Source organism: Enterococcus sp. AZ011, assembly GCF_050548355.1.
GTDB classification, from domain to species: Bacteria; Bacillota; Bacilli; order Lactobacillales; family Enterococcaceae; genus Enterococcus; species Enterococcus faecalis.
In genome coordinates this window covers 2,191,543-2,210,761 of the sequence record NZ_CP172959.1, presented here as the reverse complement: position 1 = coordinate 2,210,761, position 19,219 = coordinate 2,191,543, and the positions used below count along the sequence as shown (strand labels likewise).

The 19,219-nt window shown below is 37.5% G+C and carries 16 protein-coding genes and 1 pseudogene; 11 read left to right on the top strand and 6 right to left on the bottom strand.

The features are described 5' to 3' along the window. Positions 1-27 precede the first annotated feature (27 nt). The gene (locus tag IGL36_RS10595; protein ID WP_002356444.1) at positions 28-513 is read left to right on the top strand and encodes a hypothetical protein; all 486 of its coding nucleotides are present in this window, start codon (positions 28-30) and stop codon (positions 511-513) included. Between the two features lie 44 nt (positions 514-557). On the opposite strand, the gene IGL36_RS10590 is transcribed toward IGL36_RS10595, so the two are convergent. The 4 genes from IGL36_RS10590 to IGL36_RS10575 form a co-directional block, all read right to left on the bottom strand. Next, positions 558-1,082 carry a GNAT family N-acetyltransferase gene (locus IGL36_RS10590; RefSeq protein WP_002394127.1) on the bottom strand — a complete coding sequence of 175 codons (525 nt, stop codon included), beginning with the start codon at positions 1,080-1,082 and terminating at the stop codon, positions 558-560. 16 nt (positions 1,083-1,098) lie between these two features. Further along, positions 1,099-1,920: an NUDIX domain-containing protein gene (locus IGL36_RS10585; protein WP_002372290.1), complete on the bottom strand. Its 822-nt coding sequence runs from the start codon at positions 1,918-1,920 to the stop codon at positions 1,099-1,101. Positions 1,921-2,082: 162 nt separating this feature from the next. Next, positions 2,083-3,270, bottom strand: coding sequence for a toxic anion resistance protein (locus IGL36_RS10580; protein WP_002356447.1), 1,188 nt, complete (start codon positions 3,268-3,270; stop codon positions 2,083-2,085). A gap of 19 nt (positions 3,271-3,289) precedes the next feature. Further along, on the bottom strand, positions 3,290-3,970 hold the full coding sequence (locus tag IGL36_RS10575) for a 5-bromo-4-chloroindolyl phosphate hydrolysis family protein (RefSeq protein WP_002356448.1): 681 nt from the start codon (positions 3,968-3,970) through the stop codon (positions 3,290-3,292). Positions 3,971-4,372: 402 nt separating this feature from the next. Here IGL36_RS10575 and IGL36_RS10570 point away from each other — a divergent pair, with 402 nt between their 5' ends. The 3 genes from IGL36_RS10570 to IGL36_RS10560 are packed head-to-tail and all read left to right on the top strand — an operon-like array spanning position 4,373 to position 5,961. After that, on the top strand, positions 4,373-4,957 hold the full coding sequence (locus IGL36_RS10570) for an NUDIX hydrolase (protein ID WP_002356449.1): 585 nt from the start codon (positions 4,373-4,375) through the stop codon (positions 4,955-4,957). Continuing rightward, complete coding sequence (gene macP, locus IGL36_RS10565; protein ID WP_002356451.1) at positions 4,954-5,250, top strand: cell wall synthase accessory phosphoprotein MacP; 297 nt, start codon at positions 4,954-4,956, stop codon at positions 5,248-5,250. Before IGL36_RS10570 ends, macP begins: the two co-directional genes overlap by 4 nt. A gap of 15 nt (positions 5,251-5,265) precedes the next feature. Then, positions 5,266-5,961 (top strand): 5'-methylthioadenosine/adenosylhomocysteine nucleosidase, encoded by a 696-nt coding sequence (locus tag IGL36_RS10560; RefSeq protein WP_002356454.1) that lies wholly within the window; start codon positions 5,266-5,268, stop codon positions 5,959-5,961. 66 nt (positions 5,962-6,027) lie between these two features. Here the strand turns inward: IGL36_RS10560 and IGL36_RS10555 are convergent, their stop codons facing one another. Further along, entirely contained in the window at positions 6,028-6,294 is a 267-nt protein-coding gene (locus tag IGL36_RS10555) for a GIY-YIG nuclease family protein (protein WP_002356455.1), read from the bottom strand. After that, positions 6,284-7,018: a tRNA1(Val) (adenine(37)-N6)-methyltransferase gene (locus IGL36_RS10550; protein WP_002356457.1), complete on the bottom strand. Its 735-nt coding sequence runs from the start codon at positions 7,016-7,018 to the stop codon at positions 6,284-6,286. The genes IGL36_RS10555 and IGL36_RS10550 overlap by 11 nt, the downstream gene beginning before the upstream one ends. Before the next feature lie 188 nt (positions 7,019-7,206). Here IGL36_RS10550 and IGL36_RS10545 point away from each other — a divergent pair, with 188 nt between their 5' ends. From IGL36_RS10545 to elrB, 7 genes and pseudogenes are all read left to right on the top strand, one after another. Then, positions 7,207-7,833 (top strand): lysophospholipid acyltransferase family protein, encoded by a 627-nt coding sequence (locus IGL36_RS10545; RefSeq protein WP_002356461.1) that lies wholly within the window; start codon positions 7,207-7,209, stop codon positions 7,831-7,833. A 51-nt stretch (positions 7,834-7,884) separates the two neighbouring features. After that, complete coding sequence (locus IGL36_RS10540; protein ID WP_002397872.1) at positions 7,885-9,153, top strand: exonuclease SbcCD subunit D; 1,269 nt, start codon at positions 7,885-7,887, stop codon at positions 9,151-9,153. Positions 9,154-9,157: 4 nt separating this feature from the next. Next, complete coding sequence (locus tag IGL36_RS10535) at positions 9,158-12,295, top strand: SbcC/MukB-like Walker B domain-containing protein (protein ID WP_002397871.1); 3,138 nt, start codon at positions 9,158-9,160, stop codon at positions 12,293-12,295. A gap of 19 nt (positions 12,296-12,314) precedes the next feature. Further along, positions 12,315-15,512, top strand: a complete 3,198-nt coding sequence (locus IGL36_RS10530; RefSeq protein ID WP_002378622.1) for a DEAD/DEAH box helicase — start codon at positions 12,315-12,317, stop codon at positions 15,510-15,512. Positions 15,513-15,579: 67 nt separating this feature from the next. Continuing rightward, positions 15,580-16,485 (top strand): annotated as a pseudogene (gene elrR / locus IGL36_RS10525) (Rgg family transcriptional regulator ElrR). A 189-nt stretch (positions 16,486-16,674) separates the two neighbouring features. After that, positions 16,675-18,846, top strand: coding sequence for an enterococcal leucine-rich protein ElrA (gene elrA, locus IGL36_RS10520; protein ID WP_002405268.1), 2,172 nt, complete (start codon positions 16,675-16,677; stop codon positions 18,844-18,846). A 3-nt stretch (positions 18,847-18,849) separates the two neighbouring features. After that, positions 18,850-19,218 carry an LPXTG anchor domain-containing protein ElrB gene (gene elrB / locus IGL36_RS10515; RefSeq protein WP_002356469.1) on the top strand — a complete coding sequence of 123 codons (369 nt, stop codon included), beginning with the start codon at positions 18,850-18,852 and terminating at the stop codon, positions 19,216-19,218. Position 19,219: the final 1 nt, after the last annotated feature.

The window sequence follows — 19,219 nt, the reverse complement described above, 5'->3', positions numbered from 1 at the left end:
TGATATAAACCCAACATTCCCTTTATAATGAAAGTAACAAGCAAATTTTTGTTACTTAGAAGGGGAAGGGAGCAAGGAGTTATGTTTAGTTATACAGATACCATTTTGTCAATTATGCAAAGAATTGAAGTATACAACGAAATTTTCAAAGCCATCTCTAAAGAAGTTCAAGAATACGGTTGTAATCAGGCTGCACATCGGAGAGGCCGTGACACTTATATGTTTTGCCGAAATAATGTGAATCGTTTTTTTACAGAAGAAATGATGTTTCGTAAAAATTTAGAGCCGTATTATGATAAAGAAGCAACGAAAATCTTGCTAGAAGGATTAGATACGTATAAAGAAGGAGTATTTTTCTGGTTAGAGGCATTAAGTGAATCTTGCCAAGTGACAGATGAATTGAAATATCAATTAGGAATCCGCCAAAAAGAATCCTCTTATTTATTAATTAATCAAGCTTGTAAAGAAGCCTGTGAGGGCATTCAAAGCGCTCATAGTGTTCATAAGATGTAAAAAGTTAGGGATAGCTGTCAATCTGGCAGTTATCCCTAACTTTTTTATTTCAATATCATCTGATATGCATAACGTTCGCCATCGTTAACATCTAAAATCACGTCACCTTGATAAACAAAGCCAGCTTTTTTAATCAGGTGTTGCATGGCGAAATTTTGTGGATGTGTATCGATTCGAATATCAGTAGCACCTTGCAAACGAGCGGCTGTAACCAGTGAGCGCAAAAGCACCAAAGCCAGTCCTTGACCTTGAAAGGAACTTTTTAAAGCAACACGATGAATTGCTGTATACGTAGTTTGAGAATGAGGTTGCCAAGAACCATTAAAAATCGCTTCATAAGCAGGATCAATCTCCGAACATAAAACACCAACGCCTGCCAAGGTATCCTCAACCATTAAAATATAGCAAGTTTGCTGGTCGATATCTTTTGCTAAAATTTCTTGATTCGGGCCATCACCGTTTTGCCATTGGGGAATGCCACTTTTTTGTAAGGTGCGGCGTCCATCTTCAATGATAGCAAGGATGTCAGGCAAATCAGAAGGTTCTGCTTTTCTTAAGTAAACAGTCAAAAAATATTCCCTCCTCTTAGAAACCTGTTGTTGTTTTCAATTGGTAAATTTTTGAAGGGCGGCCAATGCCAACGGGACGTTCACCTAACTCTTCAAAATATTGTGTCATGGCTTTTTTAAAATTTGAATGGTCAATGCTGCGATAATCAACGCCGAGGAACTTCGCAAAAACTTTACGGGCTTCCGTAATGGTGAAATCTTTTCCTAAGACTTGAAGCACTTGCGGTTCATGTTCCATTTTATCAACAACACGATTAAACGCCTTAATTATAATTTCACTATGGTCGAAGGCTAATGTATCTTTACCAAGAGAGGCCGCTGTTTTCAAGTCTAAAGTAATTTCCACATCTTCATGAGATAACGTGATGTGTTGACCATGCCGTTCAAGATTGAACCAGTGGACTTCTTTGGCATCGTCGCCAGCAATTAAAGGTTCTTCACCAATAAAGGCTAAATAGCTGACTGTCACGACCCAGCCACGAGGATCTCGATCTGGGCGACTAAAGCTGTGTAATTGTTCAATATTTTCTTGAGAAATCACCACACCAGTTTCCTCTTTTGTTTCTCTTAAAACACTATCTTCAGTAGATTCGTTACGATTAACAAAACCGCCAGGAAGCGCCCATGAGTTTCTAAAGGGGTGACCTTTACGTTGAATCAGTAAGACTTTTAATTGATCAGCTTCCTTGTTGTAACAAAGAAGAACCATATCAACGGTTAAAGAGGGTTTTTCATATTCAGGTAATTCTTGTTGATGATACCAAGTTAAAAACTCTTCTAAGCTAGCTTGGCGTTCATAATAATTTTTTTCTTCGGCTTTAGAAGCAAATTGTGGCACAATTGCTCCTCCTTTCAAAAAGAAACATGGTTTTCTTTTATTGTATCATTAAGTGGCTGAAATACAATATTCAAGCGTAAAAAGAAAAGCAAGCCTGGGACAAAAATCACTTTTGATTTTTGTCCCAGGCTTGTACTATAAGAAGTTTGTTCTAGACGTTATTTATTGTGTTAATTCTAATAATTTATTTTTCAAATCTTCTTCCATATGACCAAGTTCGATTTCGGCAGCTTGGCGTTTTTCTTTTCCTTCTTGTTGAATACGTAATGTTTCTTGGATAGTTTCAATTAAATCATTTTGTGTTTTTTGTAATGTTTCAATATCGACTAGGCCACGTTCGTTTTCTTTTGCTGTTTCAATTGCAGAAATTTTTAGCATTTCTGAATTTTTCTTCAGTAAGTCATTGGTGGTTTCAGAGACTTGACGTTGAGCAGTCACAGCATCTTTTTGACGGAGTAAGGTTAAGGCGATGACTACTTGGTTTTTCCATAACGGAATCGCCGTATTCACCGATGATTGAATTTTCTCAGCCAAAGCTTGGTTAGTATTTTGAATTAAACGAATTTGTGGGGCTTGTTGAATCGTAATTTGACGAGCCAAGCGTAAATCATGGGTTCTTTTTTCTAAACGGTCTAGGAATTGGTTATAATCATTAACAATTTGGACATCCATTTGATCTCCAGATTCTTCCGCTTTTTTCATGGCTTCAGGAATAATTTGCGTCCGTAGTTCTTCTGCTTTTAATTCCCCAGCGGCAATATAGATGTTTAAGGCATCAAAATAATCTTTATTTTTTTGATACAATTGATCTAACATGGCATTATCTTTTAAAAGACCATCTTTTTCATGGGTTAATTTGACAGCAATTTTGTCAATTTGCGCACCAATTTTTTGATATTTGGCGGTAATTTCGTAAACGGATTGTTTGACTTTACCTAACATTTTTTGAATAAAGTTGCCTTCGCCAGCACGTAATTCATTGGGATTGGCTTCATTTAAACGAAACATTAGATCGGTCAGTGAATCACCAACAGGACCAATGTCTTGTGCTTGAACGTGGTTTAACATCGCTTGCGAAAATTCGCCGAGTTTGATTTGGGCATTTGAACCATAGGTAATTACTGCTTGTGAATCTTGGACATCAATTTTTGAAGCTAATTCTTTTGCTTGGGCTTGACGTTCTTGTGGTAATTTATCAATTAAACGAGGAGCTGCTTGCTGTTCTTTTAACTCAGATAGTTCATTTTGTTGCGTTGGTGTTAGTTCATCCATTGATGAAAATGGATTACTTAATAAATCGTCCAATGTATTGGTTACAGATGTTGTTTCTTTGGGTTGTTGCTCAGTCATTTTTTTTCCTCCCTAATGATTATTGCTGGTCTTCGTTTACTTGAGGTGATTCCTCAGTTGCAGCTTTTTGCGACAAGCTGCTTTTAGCGATCGACATTTCGACATCTAAATCGTCTAAGTCATCGGAAACGATTTCCTCATAATCATTTTTAACTAATTTTGACAATTGGTCAATGATTTGTGCGCTTTCTTCTAATTTTTCATACGTTTGTTTGTTTTTTACTTCATGTTGTTCTATTTCTAAATGTTTACTTGTTAAGTCAACGATATTTGGTAAATGTGTATAGAGAAAGTGATTGGCTAAGTGTAACTTTTTAGGTTCTTTCACTAACTCTTTAAACAGAGCTTTAGAAACCTTCGTAGTATCATTACGTAAGTCAATCGCCCGTAATTTAGTTGAACGATTCATGTTTTCTTGTAATTGTATGATTTGTTTTTTGGCTGTGCTCATTGTACTTCTGAAAAAATCAATTTCTTGTGGAGATAACCCCAACTCACGATAATGGGCTTCTTTATCTTTCGTTAAGTAAGGCATTTGATCGCTTTTGTCGGCGGCATTTTTCTTTTTTCGATAGAGAACGAATACTAAAAAGCCTACCAGAATCACAAAAGCGAAGAAGCCATATTCTCTAGCGACAGCAATGATTAAGGCTCCTAAAAGAATATAGCCAATCAGTAATTTTGTATTTAATTTGTTCATTTATATAGTTCCTCCTATCTATCTAATCCTCGAAAGAGTCAGCTCTCGTTACAATAGTTATTTTAGCATACTCTGTGAGAGAAAAGACATACAGCGGAAGATGTATTTTATGATTTAGTGAAATCCTAAGAAAAAAAGTATAAAACGCAAAAAAAGACCCGTCCTAATTGGGGGTAGGACGGGAAAGGAGTTAAAAATGAAAAAGTGTTTTGTTAGGGTTGTTTGTTGGTATGCTTAAATAATACAAGGAAGTTGTGAATTTTTTATGTCTATTTTTTTTCGAAAATGTAATTTTTTTCTAAAGCAATAAATTTTTTTCTTTGAAAAGGGTTTAACTAGAGAAGAAGGGGTGCGATTTTTATCATTTTAGGGTATGATAAACAAGAAAGGTTGGTGAAAGATATGTTAAATTATGAGGACTTCGAAGAAAAAACACTTCAACGTCGAGAAATTTTTAAAGGAAAGATTATTGATGTTTTTTTGGATGACGTGGCTTTACCGACAGGCGGCACTGCTAAACGCGAATTGGTTTTTCATTCAGGCGCAGTAGCTATGATTCCGTTAACCGCAGAAGGAAAAATCGTCTTAGTTAAACAATTTAGAAAACCCTTGGAACAAGTGATTTTAGAAATTCCAGCGGGAAAAATTGATCCTGGAGAAGAAAATCAACTGGAAACGACGGCTATGCGGGAATTGGAAGAAGAAACTGGGTATCGTGCAGGTCAGCTCACCTACATAAATTCAATGTATCTGTCACCAGGATTTGCTAATGAAAAATTGGCTCTCTATTTGGCAACGGATTTGCAGAAAGTCGAAAATCCGCGTCCTCAAGATGAAGATGAAATCTTGGAACTTTACGAGCTAACAATAGCTGAAGCCAAAGCAGAGGTGGCAAAAGGCACGATTTGTGATGCCAAAACACTTTTTGCTATACAATACTGGGAATTGTATTTACTGCAGAGACAGTTTAAGGAGGACACGCAATGAGCAAAGGTCCGTTAGTCACTCGGACAGAGCTTCGCAAACGCAGAGAAGCAGAAGAAAAAGAAGCGGAACGTCGTCAGCAAGAAGAGCAGAAGCTGGCGGAAAAAGCGTATAAGCGAAAAGAAAAAGAAATTTCGACGTTTTATCGTAAAGAAAAGAAAAAACAAAAACCGATCAACAAGTCACGAGTAGGAGAATACTCGAAGCGTCGAGAACGGAGTACTTGGTTAAACAAGGCAATTATTATTGTAGCGATTTTATTAGCCGTTGTGGCGTATATCGTTTTGAATTTATAGAAAAGAGGAATCACTATGAAAATTGGAATTATTGGAGCAATGGATCAAGAGGTCAAAATTCTAAAAGAAAAATTGACAGACACGATGTCATGGGAACGAGCAGGCGCTTTATTTGTTTCTGGTTCGTTAGGAAGACATGAGGTGATTGTGGTTCGTTCAGGAATTGGTAAAGTGGCCTCAGCTGTGACCACGACTTTATTGATTCATCAATATGGCGTAAATATGGTGATTAATACAGGTTCTGCTGGTGGTATCGGTGAAGGACTAAAAGTCGGCGATTTAGTCATTGCAGACAAATTAGCTTACTTTGATGTTGATGTCACTGGTTTTGGTTATGCCTATGGACAATTGCCTGGTGGTGTACCTTTGTATTTTGAAACAAGTGAATACTTGCGGATGGAAATTGCGAAAGCTGCTGAAAAAACTGGTTTAGCTATTCGTAAAGGATTGATTGTTACTGGAGATACTTTTGTGGATAGCGCTGAGAAAATCGCCAAAATTAAGAAAGAGTTTCCTGAAGCCTTAGCTTGCGAAATGGAAGGCGCAGCAATTGGCCAAGCGGCTTCACAGTTCAATATTCCATTCTTAGTTGTACGGGCAATGAGTGATACAGCAGATGGCGAAGCAACTCAAAGCTTTGACGAATTCATCGATGAAGCTGGGAAAAAATCAGCCGAAATGGTTATTCATTTTGTCGAGAACTTAGTTTAAAAAGAGAAAGAAACAGCCATCATTTCATCAATGAAATGATGGCTGTTTCTTTTTGCTTATTGTCACTTAATGAAAGGTTTTTAAATACTGTTCTTTTTGTTTACGCGTTAATTTTTTAAAGGCGGCTTCGGCTTTGGTGGCCGCGCTACGTGTTTCAAATTTCTCTGTATGAATCATTTTGACTGGGCGGCGTTTGGCTAACCGTGTATATTTTGCACCAGTTCCGCTATTATGTTCGGTTAATCGACGTTCTGGCTCAGTTGTATAGCCACCGTAAAAGGAACCATCTTGGCAAAGTAAAACATAAAAATAATGGGATTTCTTATTCTCCATACAGCATAGCCTTCATTTCTGCTTCGTATTCGTTCTTCTCATTGTATGTAAAAAGAGGTGGTAACACACGAAAACCGTCTTTTTTGCCTTGCTTAATGCCTTCAATTAGTAAAACATTGGCTTCTTTGCCTGGCTTCGGATAAACAAACCGAGCTTTTTTCGGCGCAATATTGGCGTTTTCCATAGCATGTAAAATATCCAGGAAACGATCAGGTCGATGAACCATTGCGAGGCGACCATTTGTTTTTAATAAATCCGCCGACACAGTGACCACTTCTTGAAGAGACGTGTGAATTTCATGACGGGCAATCGCTAAGTGCGGGTTTGGATTTTTTTGGCTAGTTGGTCGTTCTTTAAAGTATGGGGGGTTACATAGTACTAAATCAACAGAATCTTTTTTGATGACCTCTGTCGCTTGTTTTAAATCACGTTCATACATCGTTACTTGTTTTTCTAATTTATTTAATAGAATACTTCGTTGCCCCATATCTGCCAAACGAGGTTGTAATTCGATTTGGTCGATCTTTGCAGCTGTTTTCCGACTAACGAAGAGGCCGACCGCGCCATTGCCAGCACACAAATCGACAATCTTGCCTTTTTTTGGTAGTTGCGGAAAATTAGCCAATAAGACTGCATCAATGGAAAAAGAAAAGACTTCTTTGCTTTGAATAATTTGAATATCATCCGCATATAATTGATCAATCCGTTCGCCGGATAATAACATAGATTAAGAACCTCCAACTTTTCATCTGATTGTTCATGTATTATACTACTTTTAAACCCGTATGACAAAATCTGTTCCCTAGATTAGTGGGGACATGTTATTTCTCTGATTGATAGAAGTAAAAAAAGCTTGTCAAAAGGTAGAGCTTTCGGCATACTAGAAAGCGGAGAGAAGAAAGGAAGAAAATTATGTTTTTTACATTTATGCGTGGCGTGGTTCGCGTCATTTTATTTGTGATTAATGGAAATGCACATTATGAAAATAAAGAAAAATTACCAAAAGACCAAAACTATGTCTTAGTTGCGCCGCATCGAACATGGTGGGAACCGTTGTATTTAGCTGTTGCTGGTAGTCCTAAGAAGTTTAGTTTTATGGCAAAAAAAGAGTTGTTTAAAAATCCTGTTTTACGTTTCATTTTAAAACATGCGAATGCGTTTCCAGTGGATCGTGAGAAGCCCGGTCCCAGCGCGATTAAAACACCTGTCAAAATTTTAAAAAATTCTGATTTAAGTTTGATTATGTTCCCCAGTGGCACGCGTCATTCCTCAGAATTAAAAGGTGGGGTAGCCTTGATTGCTAAAATGGGGCGAGTACCTATCGTGCCATCTGTTTATCAAGGTCCGTTAACTTTAAAAGAGTTGTTTAAACGTAAAAAAGTAACGGTTCGTTTTGGGGAGCCAATCGATATTAGCGATATTAAAAAAATGGATAAAGACGGTTTAGCTGAAGTAGAACGTCGGATGCAAGAAGCATTTGATCAGTTAGATAAAGAAATTGATCCAACTTTTAAATATGAATCAACAGAAAAAGAATAAAACAAACCGCTACAGAATAGGAATGTTACTGGCAGGTAGTCTCATCAAAAGATGATGCTCCCTGTCTTTTTTCTTGCGTTAAGAAAAAAGTTTGTTAAAAATCTAATTCTTCTGTCCGATTTTCTTAAAAAATACCAGAAATTTGTTATAATAATAAGAAGGACTTTTTTAGGCGGTGAAAAAATGAAATTTTTACATACAGCAGATTGGCATATTGGCAAAAAATTACATGGTTTTGATTTATTGGCAGAACAAAGGGAAGCCTTTAAACAAATCTTAGCAATTGCGAAAGAAGAGCAAGTGGATGCTGTTGTGATCGCTGGAGATTTGTATGATCGCTCTGTTCCAGCGGTTGAAGCAGTCGAGATTTTTAATGAAATGATGATTCAAATGAATCTCAAAGAGCATTTCCCCGTGTTAGCTATTTCGGGAAACCATGATAGCAGCACTCGTTTAGAAACAGGAGGCCCTTGGTTTAACCAAACGCAATTTCATTTGAATACGCGTTTAGAACAAGCCTTTCAACCAATTGAAATCGACAATACCCAATTTTATTTGTTGCCTTATTTTGAACCGATTGCGGCTCGCTTATATTTTGAAGATGAAACGATTCGAACGATTCAGGCGGCGATGGAAAAAGTTGTCGCGAAAATGCAAGAATCTTTTCTCCCCAACAAAAAACAAGTGTTAGTTAGTCATTTTTTTGTCGCTGGCAGTGAAAAAACTGATTCTGAAACAAAATTAACAGTGGGTGGTTTGGATGTTGTACCGACGGCTTTGTTAGAGCCTTTTGATTATGTCGCGTTGGGCCACTTACATGGAAAAAATGCGTTGCAGGCACCTAATGCTCGATACAGTGGCTCGCCTGTAAAATTTTCTTTATCAGAAATGACACAAGAAAAGGGTGTTTGGCTTGTTGAAACAGAAGCTGAAGTTCATTTTAAATTCCGTACTTTGAAACCATTGCGAGACATTCAACAATTGACGGGCTCGTTTCAGCAGTTAACGGATCCCGCTTTTTATCAAGAAGTGAATCGGGAAAATTATTTACATGTCCAATTAACCGACCGAGCGATCATTCCCAACATGATGAATCAATTGCGAAAAATTTACCCCAAAATTATTGGGTTGGAACGTTTGAATGGTCGAGAAACAAGCAACGGAAATCAGAAAAAAGTGGTACAAATAGAACAACGTTCACCAGAAGAACATCTGCATGACTTTTTTAACGATGTGACAGGAGAGGCCTTGACAGAACAACAAGCACAATGGGTCCAAGAAGAACTGAGTACACTTAATCAATTAGAAAGAGGGAAGTAACAGGATGAAACCATTATCTTTAACATTGAAAAACTTCGGACCGTATATTAATGAAACCATTGATTTTACGAAGTTTGAAGATTCTTCACTTTTTCTAATTAGTGGAAAAACAGGGTCTGGGAAAACAACGATTTTTGATGGAATGAGCTATGCTTTGTTTGGTGAAAGTTCTGGGAAATTACGTTTAGGCAAAGAAATGCGTTCCACATTTGCTGACCCCTCAGAAGCCACTGAAGTTACTTTGCTTTTTAAACATAACGAGTATCTCTATGAACTGAACCGCCTTCCCGAACAAGAACTTTTTAAAAAACGTGGCACAGGAGTCCGTAAACAAAGTGCCAAAATTTCTTTAATTGTCAAAGATGCTCAAGGGAAAGAACTACGAGCCTATTCTAAAAGACGCGAAGTGGACGAACTCATTCAAGAATTATTGCATTTGAATGCCAATCAATTTGCTCAAATTGTATTGTTACCACAAGGAGAGTTTCGGACTTTTTTAATTGCTAAAAGTGATGAAAAAGAAAAGGTTTTGCGTAATTTATTCGGAACAGAATTGTATCAGTTGTTCAGCGAAAATTTAAAAGAACGCTTAAAAATTGCCAATCAAGAGATTCAAGAAACCCAGCAAAAAATTGAACTGAAAACAGAACAGTTGCATTGGTCAGAAGAACCTGAACCGACAATGACACTTTTTGAAAAACTTCAATTATTAGAAAGCCAACAACAAGAGGCTCAGCAACAACTATTAGTTGAAAGAGAACAAATTGCAACCTTAAAACAAGCCAAACAAGCAAAAGAGCAAGTTCGTTATGCTATTGAAGAACGACAAAACTTGCAACAGCAAAAAGAAGAATTACTGAAAAAGAAAGCAAAACAAGCTGAACAGGAAACCGTCATTGAGCGGCTAAAGGAACAGATTCAGCAATTAAAATGGAGCCAAAAACAGCAATCTTTAGCTGAAAAAGTCTTTGAAAAACGAAGCGAAAAACAACAAAAAGAGCAAGAAACAAAGTCCAAACAACAAGCTCTTATGGAAACGCAACAAGCATTGACAGATTGGCAAGCAATCATGAGTGAGTTGGAAGAACAACAACCATTGATTGCTGAAAAACAAGAACGTCTTCAAACGATTCAACGTCAATTACCACAATACCAAGAATATGAACAGTTAGCCCAACAACAAATAGCAGAACAAGCCAATTATCAAGCCATTCAAAAAGAGTATGAATCTTGCCAACAGGAAAAAACAACATTAGCGGATAAAGTGGCGACAGCCAAACAATTTATTGAACAAGAAGGAACACTTGAAAAAGCAAATTTTGAATGTTCTAGTGTAGCAGATCATTGGCAAAATTTTGTAGAACGTTGGCAAAAAAATCAAAAAGCTTGGCAAAAAATTAGTCAAAACCAAGGGGAATTGCACGAGCTGACACAACGGTTTGCTGTTGAACAGCAACAAAAAAGCGCCGAAGAAGCGAAGTTGCAGACAAAGAAAAGTCAATGGGCCTCTTTACAAATCCAACGATTAAGCTTGTTACTTGAAGAGGGGGAATCTTGCCCAGTTTGTGGCTCTTTAGAACATCCAAAACAACAAACTCATCAAGAAGTTTCCTTAGAAGAGATTGATCAAGCGGAACGGGAATTAACGGAAGTTGAAAAAACGGTTCAACGATTTACTGAAACGCTCTCTGCATTAGGGGCGGAAAAGCAACAGAAAGAAAGCCAATTACAAGAACAGGAAGCTGCGTATACTGAGGAACAAGAACAATTAGCAGCGCAGTTTGCTGACTTGCAGTTGCCGTTAACAGGACTAACTTTTTCACAAGTAACACCTGCAGAAATTGCGGAAGTTGAGTCGCAATTAGCTAAAGAAAAACAACAAATAGCACAAAAACTAACGGAAATTTCAGTCGAAAAGGACCGTCTGGCGGAACTAGAAGAACAAGTAGCTGAAAATTCTCAACGCTTTGAAGTGCTCCGACAACAAGTAGAAACAATGCAACAAAGTCTGGAAAGAATCACTATCCAGCAGCAAATGATTGCTAGCCAATTATTGGATGCAACCGTCACATACGAAGAAATGACCAAACAACAAGCTTTGCTTCAAGAAGAACTCTCTGCATTTGAACGTCAAAAAGAAAATGTGACGACACAAGGAGAAACCTTGAAGAAAGAAGAAATGATCCTTGAAAGTACGTTGACGCATTTGGAGAAAGAACAACAAACACTTCAACAAACAGTCGCACAACTTGAGAGTCAGTTAAAGGCAGTTTTAACGGAACAAGGCGTGACAGAGGACCAATTGACGGAGTGGTTGAAAGAGGTACCGACACTAGAAAGTCAGCAAGAACAAATTGCTTTATTTGAACAAGAGCAAACCCAACTGACTATCCAACTCGCTGAAATTGAGAAAAAATTATCTAGTGATACGTTCCCAGAATTATCTTTAATCACCACAGAAATTGAACAAATAACACAACAAATTGAAGAACAAGAAAAAAAATACTATCAACTGCATGAAAAAATGCTGAACAACCAACAGTTGGTTCAAGAAATTAATGCGCAAAGAACAACAATTGAAGACAAGTTTGAGGAAGTTGCTGCACTACAACAATTGGCAGATACGGTGAATGGCAATAATCCTAAAAAAATTAGTTTTGAACGGTATATGTTACAAACGTATTTAGAAAGAGTGCTGACAGTCGCTAATCAGCGTTTAGACCGCCTGACCAATAGTCGTTATCAATTTGAATTGAATCACGAAGCAGGCAGTTATCGGAATCAAACGGGGCTAGAAATCAATATTTATGATGACAATTCGGGGACGGTGCGCAGTGCTCACACGTTATCAGGCGGGGAAAGTTTTATAGCAGCGTTAGCTTTGGCACTTTCTTTAGCAGAAGTGATTCAAGAACAAGCCGGCGGAGTCTTAATTGATGCGTTGTTTATTGATGAAGGCTTTGGTTCCTTAGATGAAGAAGCATTGGAAATGGCAATGGAGGCGTTAGAAACGATTGAAAATGAAGGCCGCATGATTGGGATTATTAGTCATATTGGCGAATTAAAAGCACGAATTCCACAACAATTACAAATAAAAAGCAATGGGAATGGTCAAAGTACCGTTCACTATCAGCTAGCTTAGTAGAAGAGGAGGTGAGTCGATGAAATGGAGTATTCCAGAGCGAATCGTTGAACAAGGACGCGAATATATGCAAGAAGGCCGGGTCTTATCTATCGTTCAAAATCCAGAAAAAAGGATCTGGTTGTCTGAGGTTTTAGGGGAAGAACTTTATCTTGTTGAATTGGATGGTACCGCCAAAGAACAAGATGTTTGTGAATGTCAATATTGGATGGAACATGGCTATTGCAAGCATACAGTGGCAGTTGAACTGGCACTGAAACAACGAGGCGTGTCAAGAATTATTCAAGCGAATCAAACAGTCAGTTTTGAGAAAACAAATCGATCAACAGCTGAAATGTTTACCAAAGGCTTTGCCAAATTAAGCAAAGCTTCTGCCGAAGTTCCCTTGCAGCCTTTACGTTTAGAATTTCATTTAGATGTGATTGAAACGAATAATTACTATCCAGAATTGTCAACGATTGGCCTTTCTTTAAAAATTGGTTTGGAAGGCACCAAACCTAAAACATATATTGTGAAAAATATTGGTGATTTTTTACAAGCATATGAAAAAGAAATGACCTTTATGGTGAATAAACAACACCAATTTACTTTGCTACATGATTCTTTTTCAATGGAGATTCAAGAAATTTTAACAGAACTTGCGGCAATTTATCATACCAGCCAATTATTAGGTGCAAACGGTATTCAAGTTAAAGGGAAAATCGACAAACGTTATCTATTATTACCAATTGATCGCAGTCAATCGTTAGTTGAAAAAATGAATCGAACGGGTCAGTTTATATTGACCAATCAAACTCATAAGTATCGCTATCTAACGTTCAAAGAAACCAGTTTGCCACTTACGTTTACAGTCCAAAAAACCGAGGAACAAAGCTTCAAATTAACTATTCAGAATCCTATTACAACGTTTCTAGCCCACTATCACTGGGCGATTGCGGATCAAACGGTTTATTTACTAACAGAAGAGCAGGAAGCCATCTACACCACGTTACTTCAATTAATGAAACGCTTGGAAGAGCCGTCAATTATTTATGAAAAAGAAACAGTTTCTGATTTATTTAGTGAAGTGTTACCATTATTGGAAAAAATTGGTCGAGTGTCTGTTGAAGAATCAGTTGAAGAACTAGTCGTCCATCATCCTTTAAAAGCAGTCTTTATTTTTAAGAAAATTAAAGGTCGGATTAATGCTCGAATTGACTATCACTATGGAGAAGTCATTTTCTCGACAAACCCGAAATATGCTCAATTACCTGAAGTCAATCAAGAAATCGTTCGAGATAAAGCAAAAGAAACAGCAATTAAGCAGCAATTTCAACAGTTTGCCTATCAGCAAACAACCACAGGCTTTGAAAAAGTCTTACCTGCTGGGGAGTCCTTGTATTATTTCTTTAAATCCGAAGTACCAGCTTTCCGTCAATTAGGAGAAGTTCGGATGGGACGGAAATTACGGGAATTGTATTTAGATGCCCAGCATCATCAACCAACGATTGAAGTTGCGGAAGGGGATTCTTGGTTGGATATTCGGTTTGATGTCACTGGCATTGATGAAACCGAAATCGATGCAGTATTGACTAGTCTGCTACGTAATGATGCTTTTTATACGTTAAAAAGTGGTGAAATTCTTGCTTTTGACTCAGAGGAATTTTTCCATACAAGTGCAATTTTAACGAAGCTACGAAAAAATATGCATCAAGAAGACAATGTCATTCATGTGCCCAAAAATCAAGGTCTCATGATCGAAAGTTTATTAGAAGACAACGAGCGGGCACATTTTTCAGATTCCTTTAAAAAAATGGTCACGGATTTAACACATCCAGAAAACTTTGAAGCGCAAGTCCCCAAAACCTTACAAGCAACGTTACGCCATTACCAAGAAACAGGGTATAAATGGCTGAAAATGCTTAGCCATTATCAATTTGGCGGTATTTTAGCTGATGAAATGGGTTTAGGGAAGACACTGCAAACCATTACCTATTTACTTTCGGAAAAAGAAGAAGAGCGCTTGAAAGGGACAGCTTTGATTGTCGCTCCTGCAAGTTTAACCTATAACTGGTTAGCCGAAGTCAAACGTTTTGCGCCAACCTTAAATGTTCAAGTGGTTTCTGGCAATCGCCAAGAACGAGCAGCGCTTTTACAAAATAGCACCGAAGATATTCTGATTACTTCTTATGCAAGTATGCGACAAGATGTTCAGCTTTATCAGGAAATGCGTGTCGGCTATTTGATTCTAGATGAGGCCCAAATGGTTAAAAATAGTGGGACTAAAACGGCGCAAGCCTTAAAAAGTTTAAAAGTACCACAACGTTTTGCATTAAGTGGCACACCAATTGAAAATAATTTAGATGAACTGTGGTCAATTTTCCAAATGATCTTACCGGGATTGTTCCCAGGCAAAAAAGCCTTTCGAGAAATTAAGCCGGAAGAAATTGCCAAAATGATTCAACCATTCATTTTACGACGAGACAAGAAAACGGTGCTCGCAGACTTACCAGAAAAAATTGAAAATAATATGTACAGTGTCTTAACAGAAGAACAAAAAACGGTTTATTTGGCCTATCTAAAACAAATGCAAGCAGATGTCAGTCAAATGGATCAGGCGACCTTCAAGAAAAATCGCATGAGTATTTTAGCAGGCTTGACCCGTTTACGACAAATCTGTTGCGATCCGCGTTTGTTTATTGAGGATTACACGGGAGGTTCTGGCAAAGTGGAACAAGTCAAAGACTTTTTAGTGGCTGCCAAAGAAAACAATCGTCGTGTCCTATTATTTTCTCAGTTCACAAGTATGCTTTCTATCTTAGAAAAAGAATTGAATGAATTAGGTTTAGAGACGTTCTATTTACGAGGAAGTACGAAGCCTCAAGATCGGTTAACGATGGCGAATGCCTTCAATGAAGGAGAAAAAGATGTCTTCTTAATTTCATTGAAAGCAGGGGGAACCGGACTAAATTTAACTGGTGCAGATACAGTTATTTTATACGATTTATGGTGGAATCCCGCAGTCGAAGAACAAGCGGCTGGTCGGGCGCACCGCATGGGACAAAAAAAGGTTGTTGAAGTGTGGCGGATGATTGCAGAAGGAACGGTTGAAGAAAAAATGAATTCCTTACAGCAAGAAAAACGCGAGCTGTTCCAAAAAGTGATTCAAGGAAATGAAGAGCAATTAGCGAAAATGACGGAAGAAGATATTCGCACAATTTTAAGCATTGGAGAATAGCCGTTCAACTTAGTTGCTACCTTATTTAAAGAGAAATGGAGTAATTCGTTTGAAACAAAAAGAATATATGGAATATCGGCCGCTAGGTGAAGAAATTGAACGGATTCGTAAAGGAAAAAATATTCCTCTGCGTGTCTTTGATGAAAATGGTGTTTCTAGTCGAAGTTATCAACGCTTTGTCCAAGGAAATAGTGAATTGCGTATTTCGGATTTAGCCATTATTGTCGAAATCTTGTCTATTTCGCCGATGGAAATGACAGAAAAATTAACGCCAATGTCCAAAACAGTTTTAGCTAAGGAGCAGTTTAATTAAGCAATCTTTAGTAAAAATTTTCAAGAAAGTAGTCGAATCGTTGCAGATTATCGGGCGTATTATGATAAATCGTCTTTTGCTTTAGGAAAGCAAGAAGTAATGTATTCGATGTTGGCGTTGGAATATCTTTTTAACCCTCAAACGGTTGTGACAAAAGAGGAAATTATTGCATTAGAAAATCAGATTCTGGAACGATTAATTAATGCCGATGTGTATACTATTTTTAATTTGAAATTTTTAGCATTACAAAAAAATGTTGGCTTGCAGCCGTTTCCAACTTCGTTACTTTTTCGTGTACTACAATCTGTCAATGAGCGGGAAATTATTGATATTCGCTCGCTAGAAATTATCGAGCAAGTAATTATTGATTTTTTATTTGCGGCGATTGTCAGCCAAAATGTTCCCCATATTCTTCATGTATTAAGCATGTTTAAAGAATATGAAGTGGGTGAAAATAACTGGCGAATGATCCTCTGGAAAAAAATAGCAGAAAAAATAGAAATGATTTTAACCAATGAAGAAATATTCGCAGATTGGTCAATCTTTAAAGAACAAATCCTTTTATCTATCACATTGTTTTTACCAAAAGCCAAACAAGAATTTTTTGCTGGGCAATTGGAAAAAATAGAGGATAGTTTAAAAGAAATAAAAGAAAACTAGGCATAATTGAGAATTTGTCATAATACATTCTGGTTGTGTTTAGCGACAAAGAGCGCCAAATAGGGGTAGAAAACCCTATTTGGCGCTCTTTGTCTTGTCTATACAAATTAATTTGGACAGTTTGTCGTAATTGAACCCATTTTCAGTTGATATTCACTATAATTAAGAAAATATCAGGAGGTGAAGTTTATGAAAAAAATGTGCATCTCCGCAGTTAGTGCCTTACTTTTGGCTAATAGTTTGCTACTTCCTGTAACAACTTTCGCCGAAACGTCCGAAACAATCGCATCCTCCAGTGAAGAAAATGTTTCATCTGTTTCAGAAGAAAAGATTCCAGAAACTTCATCAGCAGAAGAGCAAAATTCAGCAACCAGTAGTTCGGAGATTCCCCAAACAGAAAAGTTAACAACTGTTGAAACAAGTGAAGAACCGCCAAATGAAGCGCTAGCGATAACGGAAGCACAACTGATGATGCCCCAATTATACGCAGGTGCTGTCTTAGATAAAGCGACGCCTATCAGTACACTATTTCCTGACCCAGCCTTTGCGGAAAATATCAGAAAACAGTTAAGCAAATCTCGGACCTCTAATACTGTCACCCAAGCAGAATTGGATAAATTGAATAAAGTTATTTTAGAAAATGTCGTTGTTTCTAATGTGGAAGGAGTTCAATACCTAAGAAACTTAGAAGAATTATCTTTTCAAGATTCACTCAATGTAACAGATTTGAGTCCTTTTGCTAAAGGTGAATTTAAGCTATTACGTTTTTTATATATGAGAAACAATAAAATAGCTGATCTTAGTCCGTTAGGTCAAGCAGGATTAATTAGTTTAGAAGGCTTGTATGTTGAGAACAATCAATTAACGACATTAAATGGACTTGAAGGAATGCCTGCTTTAAAAAATTTAAGTATCCAAAATACGACAGATCATCCGTCAAAAATCACGCCGAATAATCGAGTGACTTCCTTCGACCCGCTTCGTTCTCTTCGTAATTTAGAAACCATTTGGGCTGCCAATAATCAGATTGCTACTTTAGATGGGCTTACGGAAGCAAATAACCTACTCCGTCTTTATGTGGAAAATAATCAATTAAAAACAATTGCGCCCTTGGCGAATAAGCCACGTCTAGAAGAGTTGAGTATTATGAATCAAACGATTGCTAGTCTGGAAGCTTTAAGCACTGTTCCTAATCTGCGTGTACTGTATGCAAGAAACAATCAAATTTCTTCCTTGGCACCGTTAGAGAAAACACTCAATCTAACAGTTTTAGATGTGGGAGAAAATCAAATTTCAGATATCAGTCCGTTAAAAGGCTTAACGGCCATTACAGGGCTAGATGTATCTAATCAAATGATTATCTTATCTTCTGTCGATTATATTGCTGGGAAACCACTGCAATTAAAAAATAAGGTGGTATCTCGTGATGGTCAACTATTTCCACCGCTGACGATTAGCCCTTATGGAAGTTACGATGCCACAAAAGGACTGTTTGAATGGAATTTACCCAAAGCTCATGAAGGCGTTTCTTATATCTGGGAATCAACAGATAAAGCATACTTAGGGAACTTTTCTGGAACAGTCGTCCAACCTGTCAAAGAAGTTTTCTTAAGTGAAACGAAACTATCTTGGTCAAAAGAGCGTATAGAAAAGTCGATGGAAAAAACAATCGATATTGATGACTTTCAAAAAACAGCCCTGCCTTTTTATTGGCAAGATGTCGATGCTGGGAATAGATTACAATTTATTGTCAAAAAAGAGGGCCAAGAAATCCAGAAATTAGCAGATGAAACAACCACTAATTCTAAAACATTTAAGGAAAAAGCCTTGTTATTACCAGAACTAACTTATGGAAAACAGCAGTTGGTCGTGGAAGTCTATGATAAAGGCTACAAGATTGATGAATTAGCGCTAACAGTCACTGTGGTTGGCTCTGTCAGGTTCAAAACGGTACCCACAGCGATTTCCTTTGGGAATGAGCTGCAAATCGCTAGTAGCACGACCCAATATCCAATTGTTTCCATGGATCAACCATTAGTGATACGGGATACTCGTCAAACAGGGAATAATTGGTCGCTTGCACTAACCGTTACTTCTGATTTCAAATCTGAATCAGGTGCTACGTTGCCGAATATTTTAAAATTTAGAACCAACCATCGCTTACAGGACATTCCAGAAGGCCAATCGATTCTTGTTCACAACCAAGTCAATGGACATCAAGAAACAAATATTTCTGATCAATGGAAAGAAAATGACCAAGAGTTGTTATTATCTGTTCCTGGAGGGACGGCCAAAGCAGAAGAATACGAAGCAAAACTAACTTGGCACTTGATGGACGTACCTGATGGCAGTGCAAAATAGGGGGTGAGTCTTATCAAAAAAATAGTTAGCGGTGTATTGCTATTAGGATTGATTTCATCAGTTGATGTATTTGCTGAAACAAATGCCTATCCGACAAATGCAGAAGTTTCTTTTTATGGCGAGTATGAGCCACCAGCAAACAAAGAAAAACCAGATGGTAAGATACCACAGCGTTTCCCCAAGCAGTCGGAAGCAATACCAGCAGTGAGTGGAGAATCATTGAAGCATTCAACAAGTAAAACGGTTGATCAAAAAGGCTCAGGCTTCTTACCTCGAACTGGTACTAAACAGCAACAAATGTTTAATTATCTCGGAATAATAGTCATCTTTATGGCTAGTTTTATTTTAAAAAAAAGAAAGAAGGAACAATAAA

What these genes read in the sequence shown, in the direction of transcription:
- IGL36_RS10555 (WP_002356455.1), bottom strand. Translation starts at nt 6,294, where the DNA reads ATGGAGAATAAGAAATCCCATTATTTTTATGTTTTACTTTGCCAAGAT.
- IGL36_RS10545 (WP_002356461.1), top strand. Translation starts at nt 7,207, where the DNA reads ATGTTTTTTACATTTATGCGTGGCGTGGTTCGCGTCATTTTATTTGTG.
- IGL36_RS10540 (WP_002397872.1), top strand. Translation starts at nt 7,885, where the DNA reads ATGATGCTCCCTGTCTTTTTTCTTGCGTTAAGAAAAAAGTTTGTTAAA.
- IGL36_RS10570 (WP_002356449.1), top strand. Translation starts at nt 4,373, where the DNA reads ATGTTAAATTATGAGGACTTCGAAGAAAAAACACTTCAACGTCGAGAA.
- macP (WP_002356451.1), top strand. Translation starts at nt 4,954, where the DNA reads ATGAGCAAAGGTCCGTTAGTCACTCGGACAGAGCTTCGCAAACGCAGA.
- IGL36_RS10580 (WP_002356447.1), bottom strand. Translation starts at nt 3,270, where the DNA reads ATGACTGAGCAACAACCCAAAGAAACAACATCTGTAACCAATACATTG.
- IGL36_RS10530 (WP_002378622.1), top strand. Translation starts at nt 12,315, where the DNA reads ATGAAATGGAGTATTCCAGAGCGAATCGTTGAACAAGGACGCGAATAT.
- IGL36_RS10595 (WP_002356444.1), top strand. Translation starts at nt 28, where the DNA reads ATGAAAGTAACAAGCAAATTTTTGTTACTTAGAAGGGGAAGGGAGCAA.
- IGL36_RS10550 (WP_002356457.1), bottom strand. Translation starts at nt 7,018, where the DNA reads ATGTTATTATCCGGCGAACGGATTGATCAATTATATGCGGATGATATT.
- IGL36_RS10560 (WP_002356454.1), top strand. Translation starts at nt 5,266, where the DNA reads ATGAAAATTGGAATTATTGGAGCAATGGATCAAGAGGTCAAAATTCTA.
- elrA (WP_002405268.1), top strand. Translation starts at nt 16,675, where the DNA reads ATGAAAAAAATGTGCATCTCCGCAGTTAGTGCCTTACTTTTGGCTAAT.
- IGL36_RS10575 (WP_002356448.1), bottom strand. Translation starts at nt 3,970, where the DNA reads ATGAACAAATTAAATACAAAATTACTGATTGGCTATATTCTTTTAGGA.
- IGL36_RS10535 (WP_002397871.1), top strand. Translation starts at nt 9,158, where the DNA reads ATGAAACCATTATCTTTAACATTGAAAAACTTCGGACCGTATATTAAT.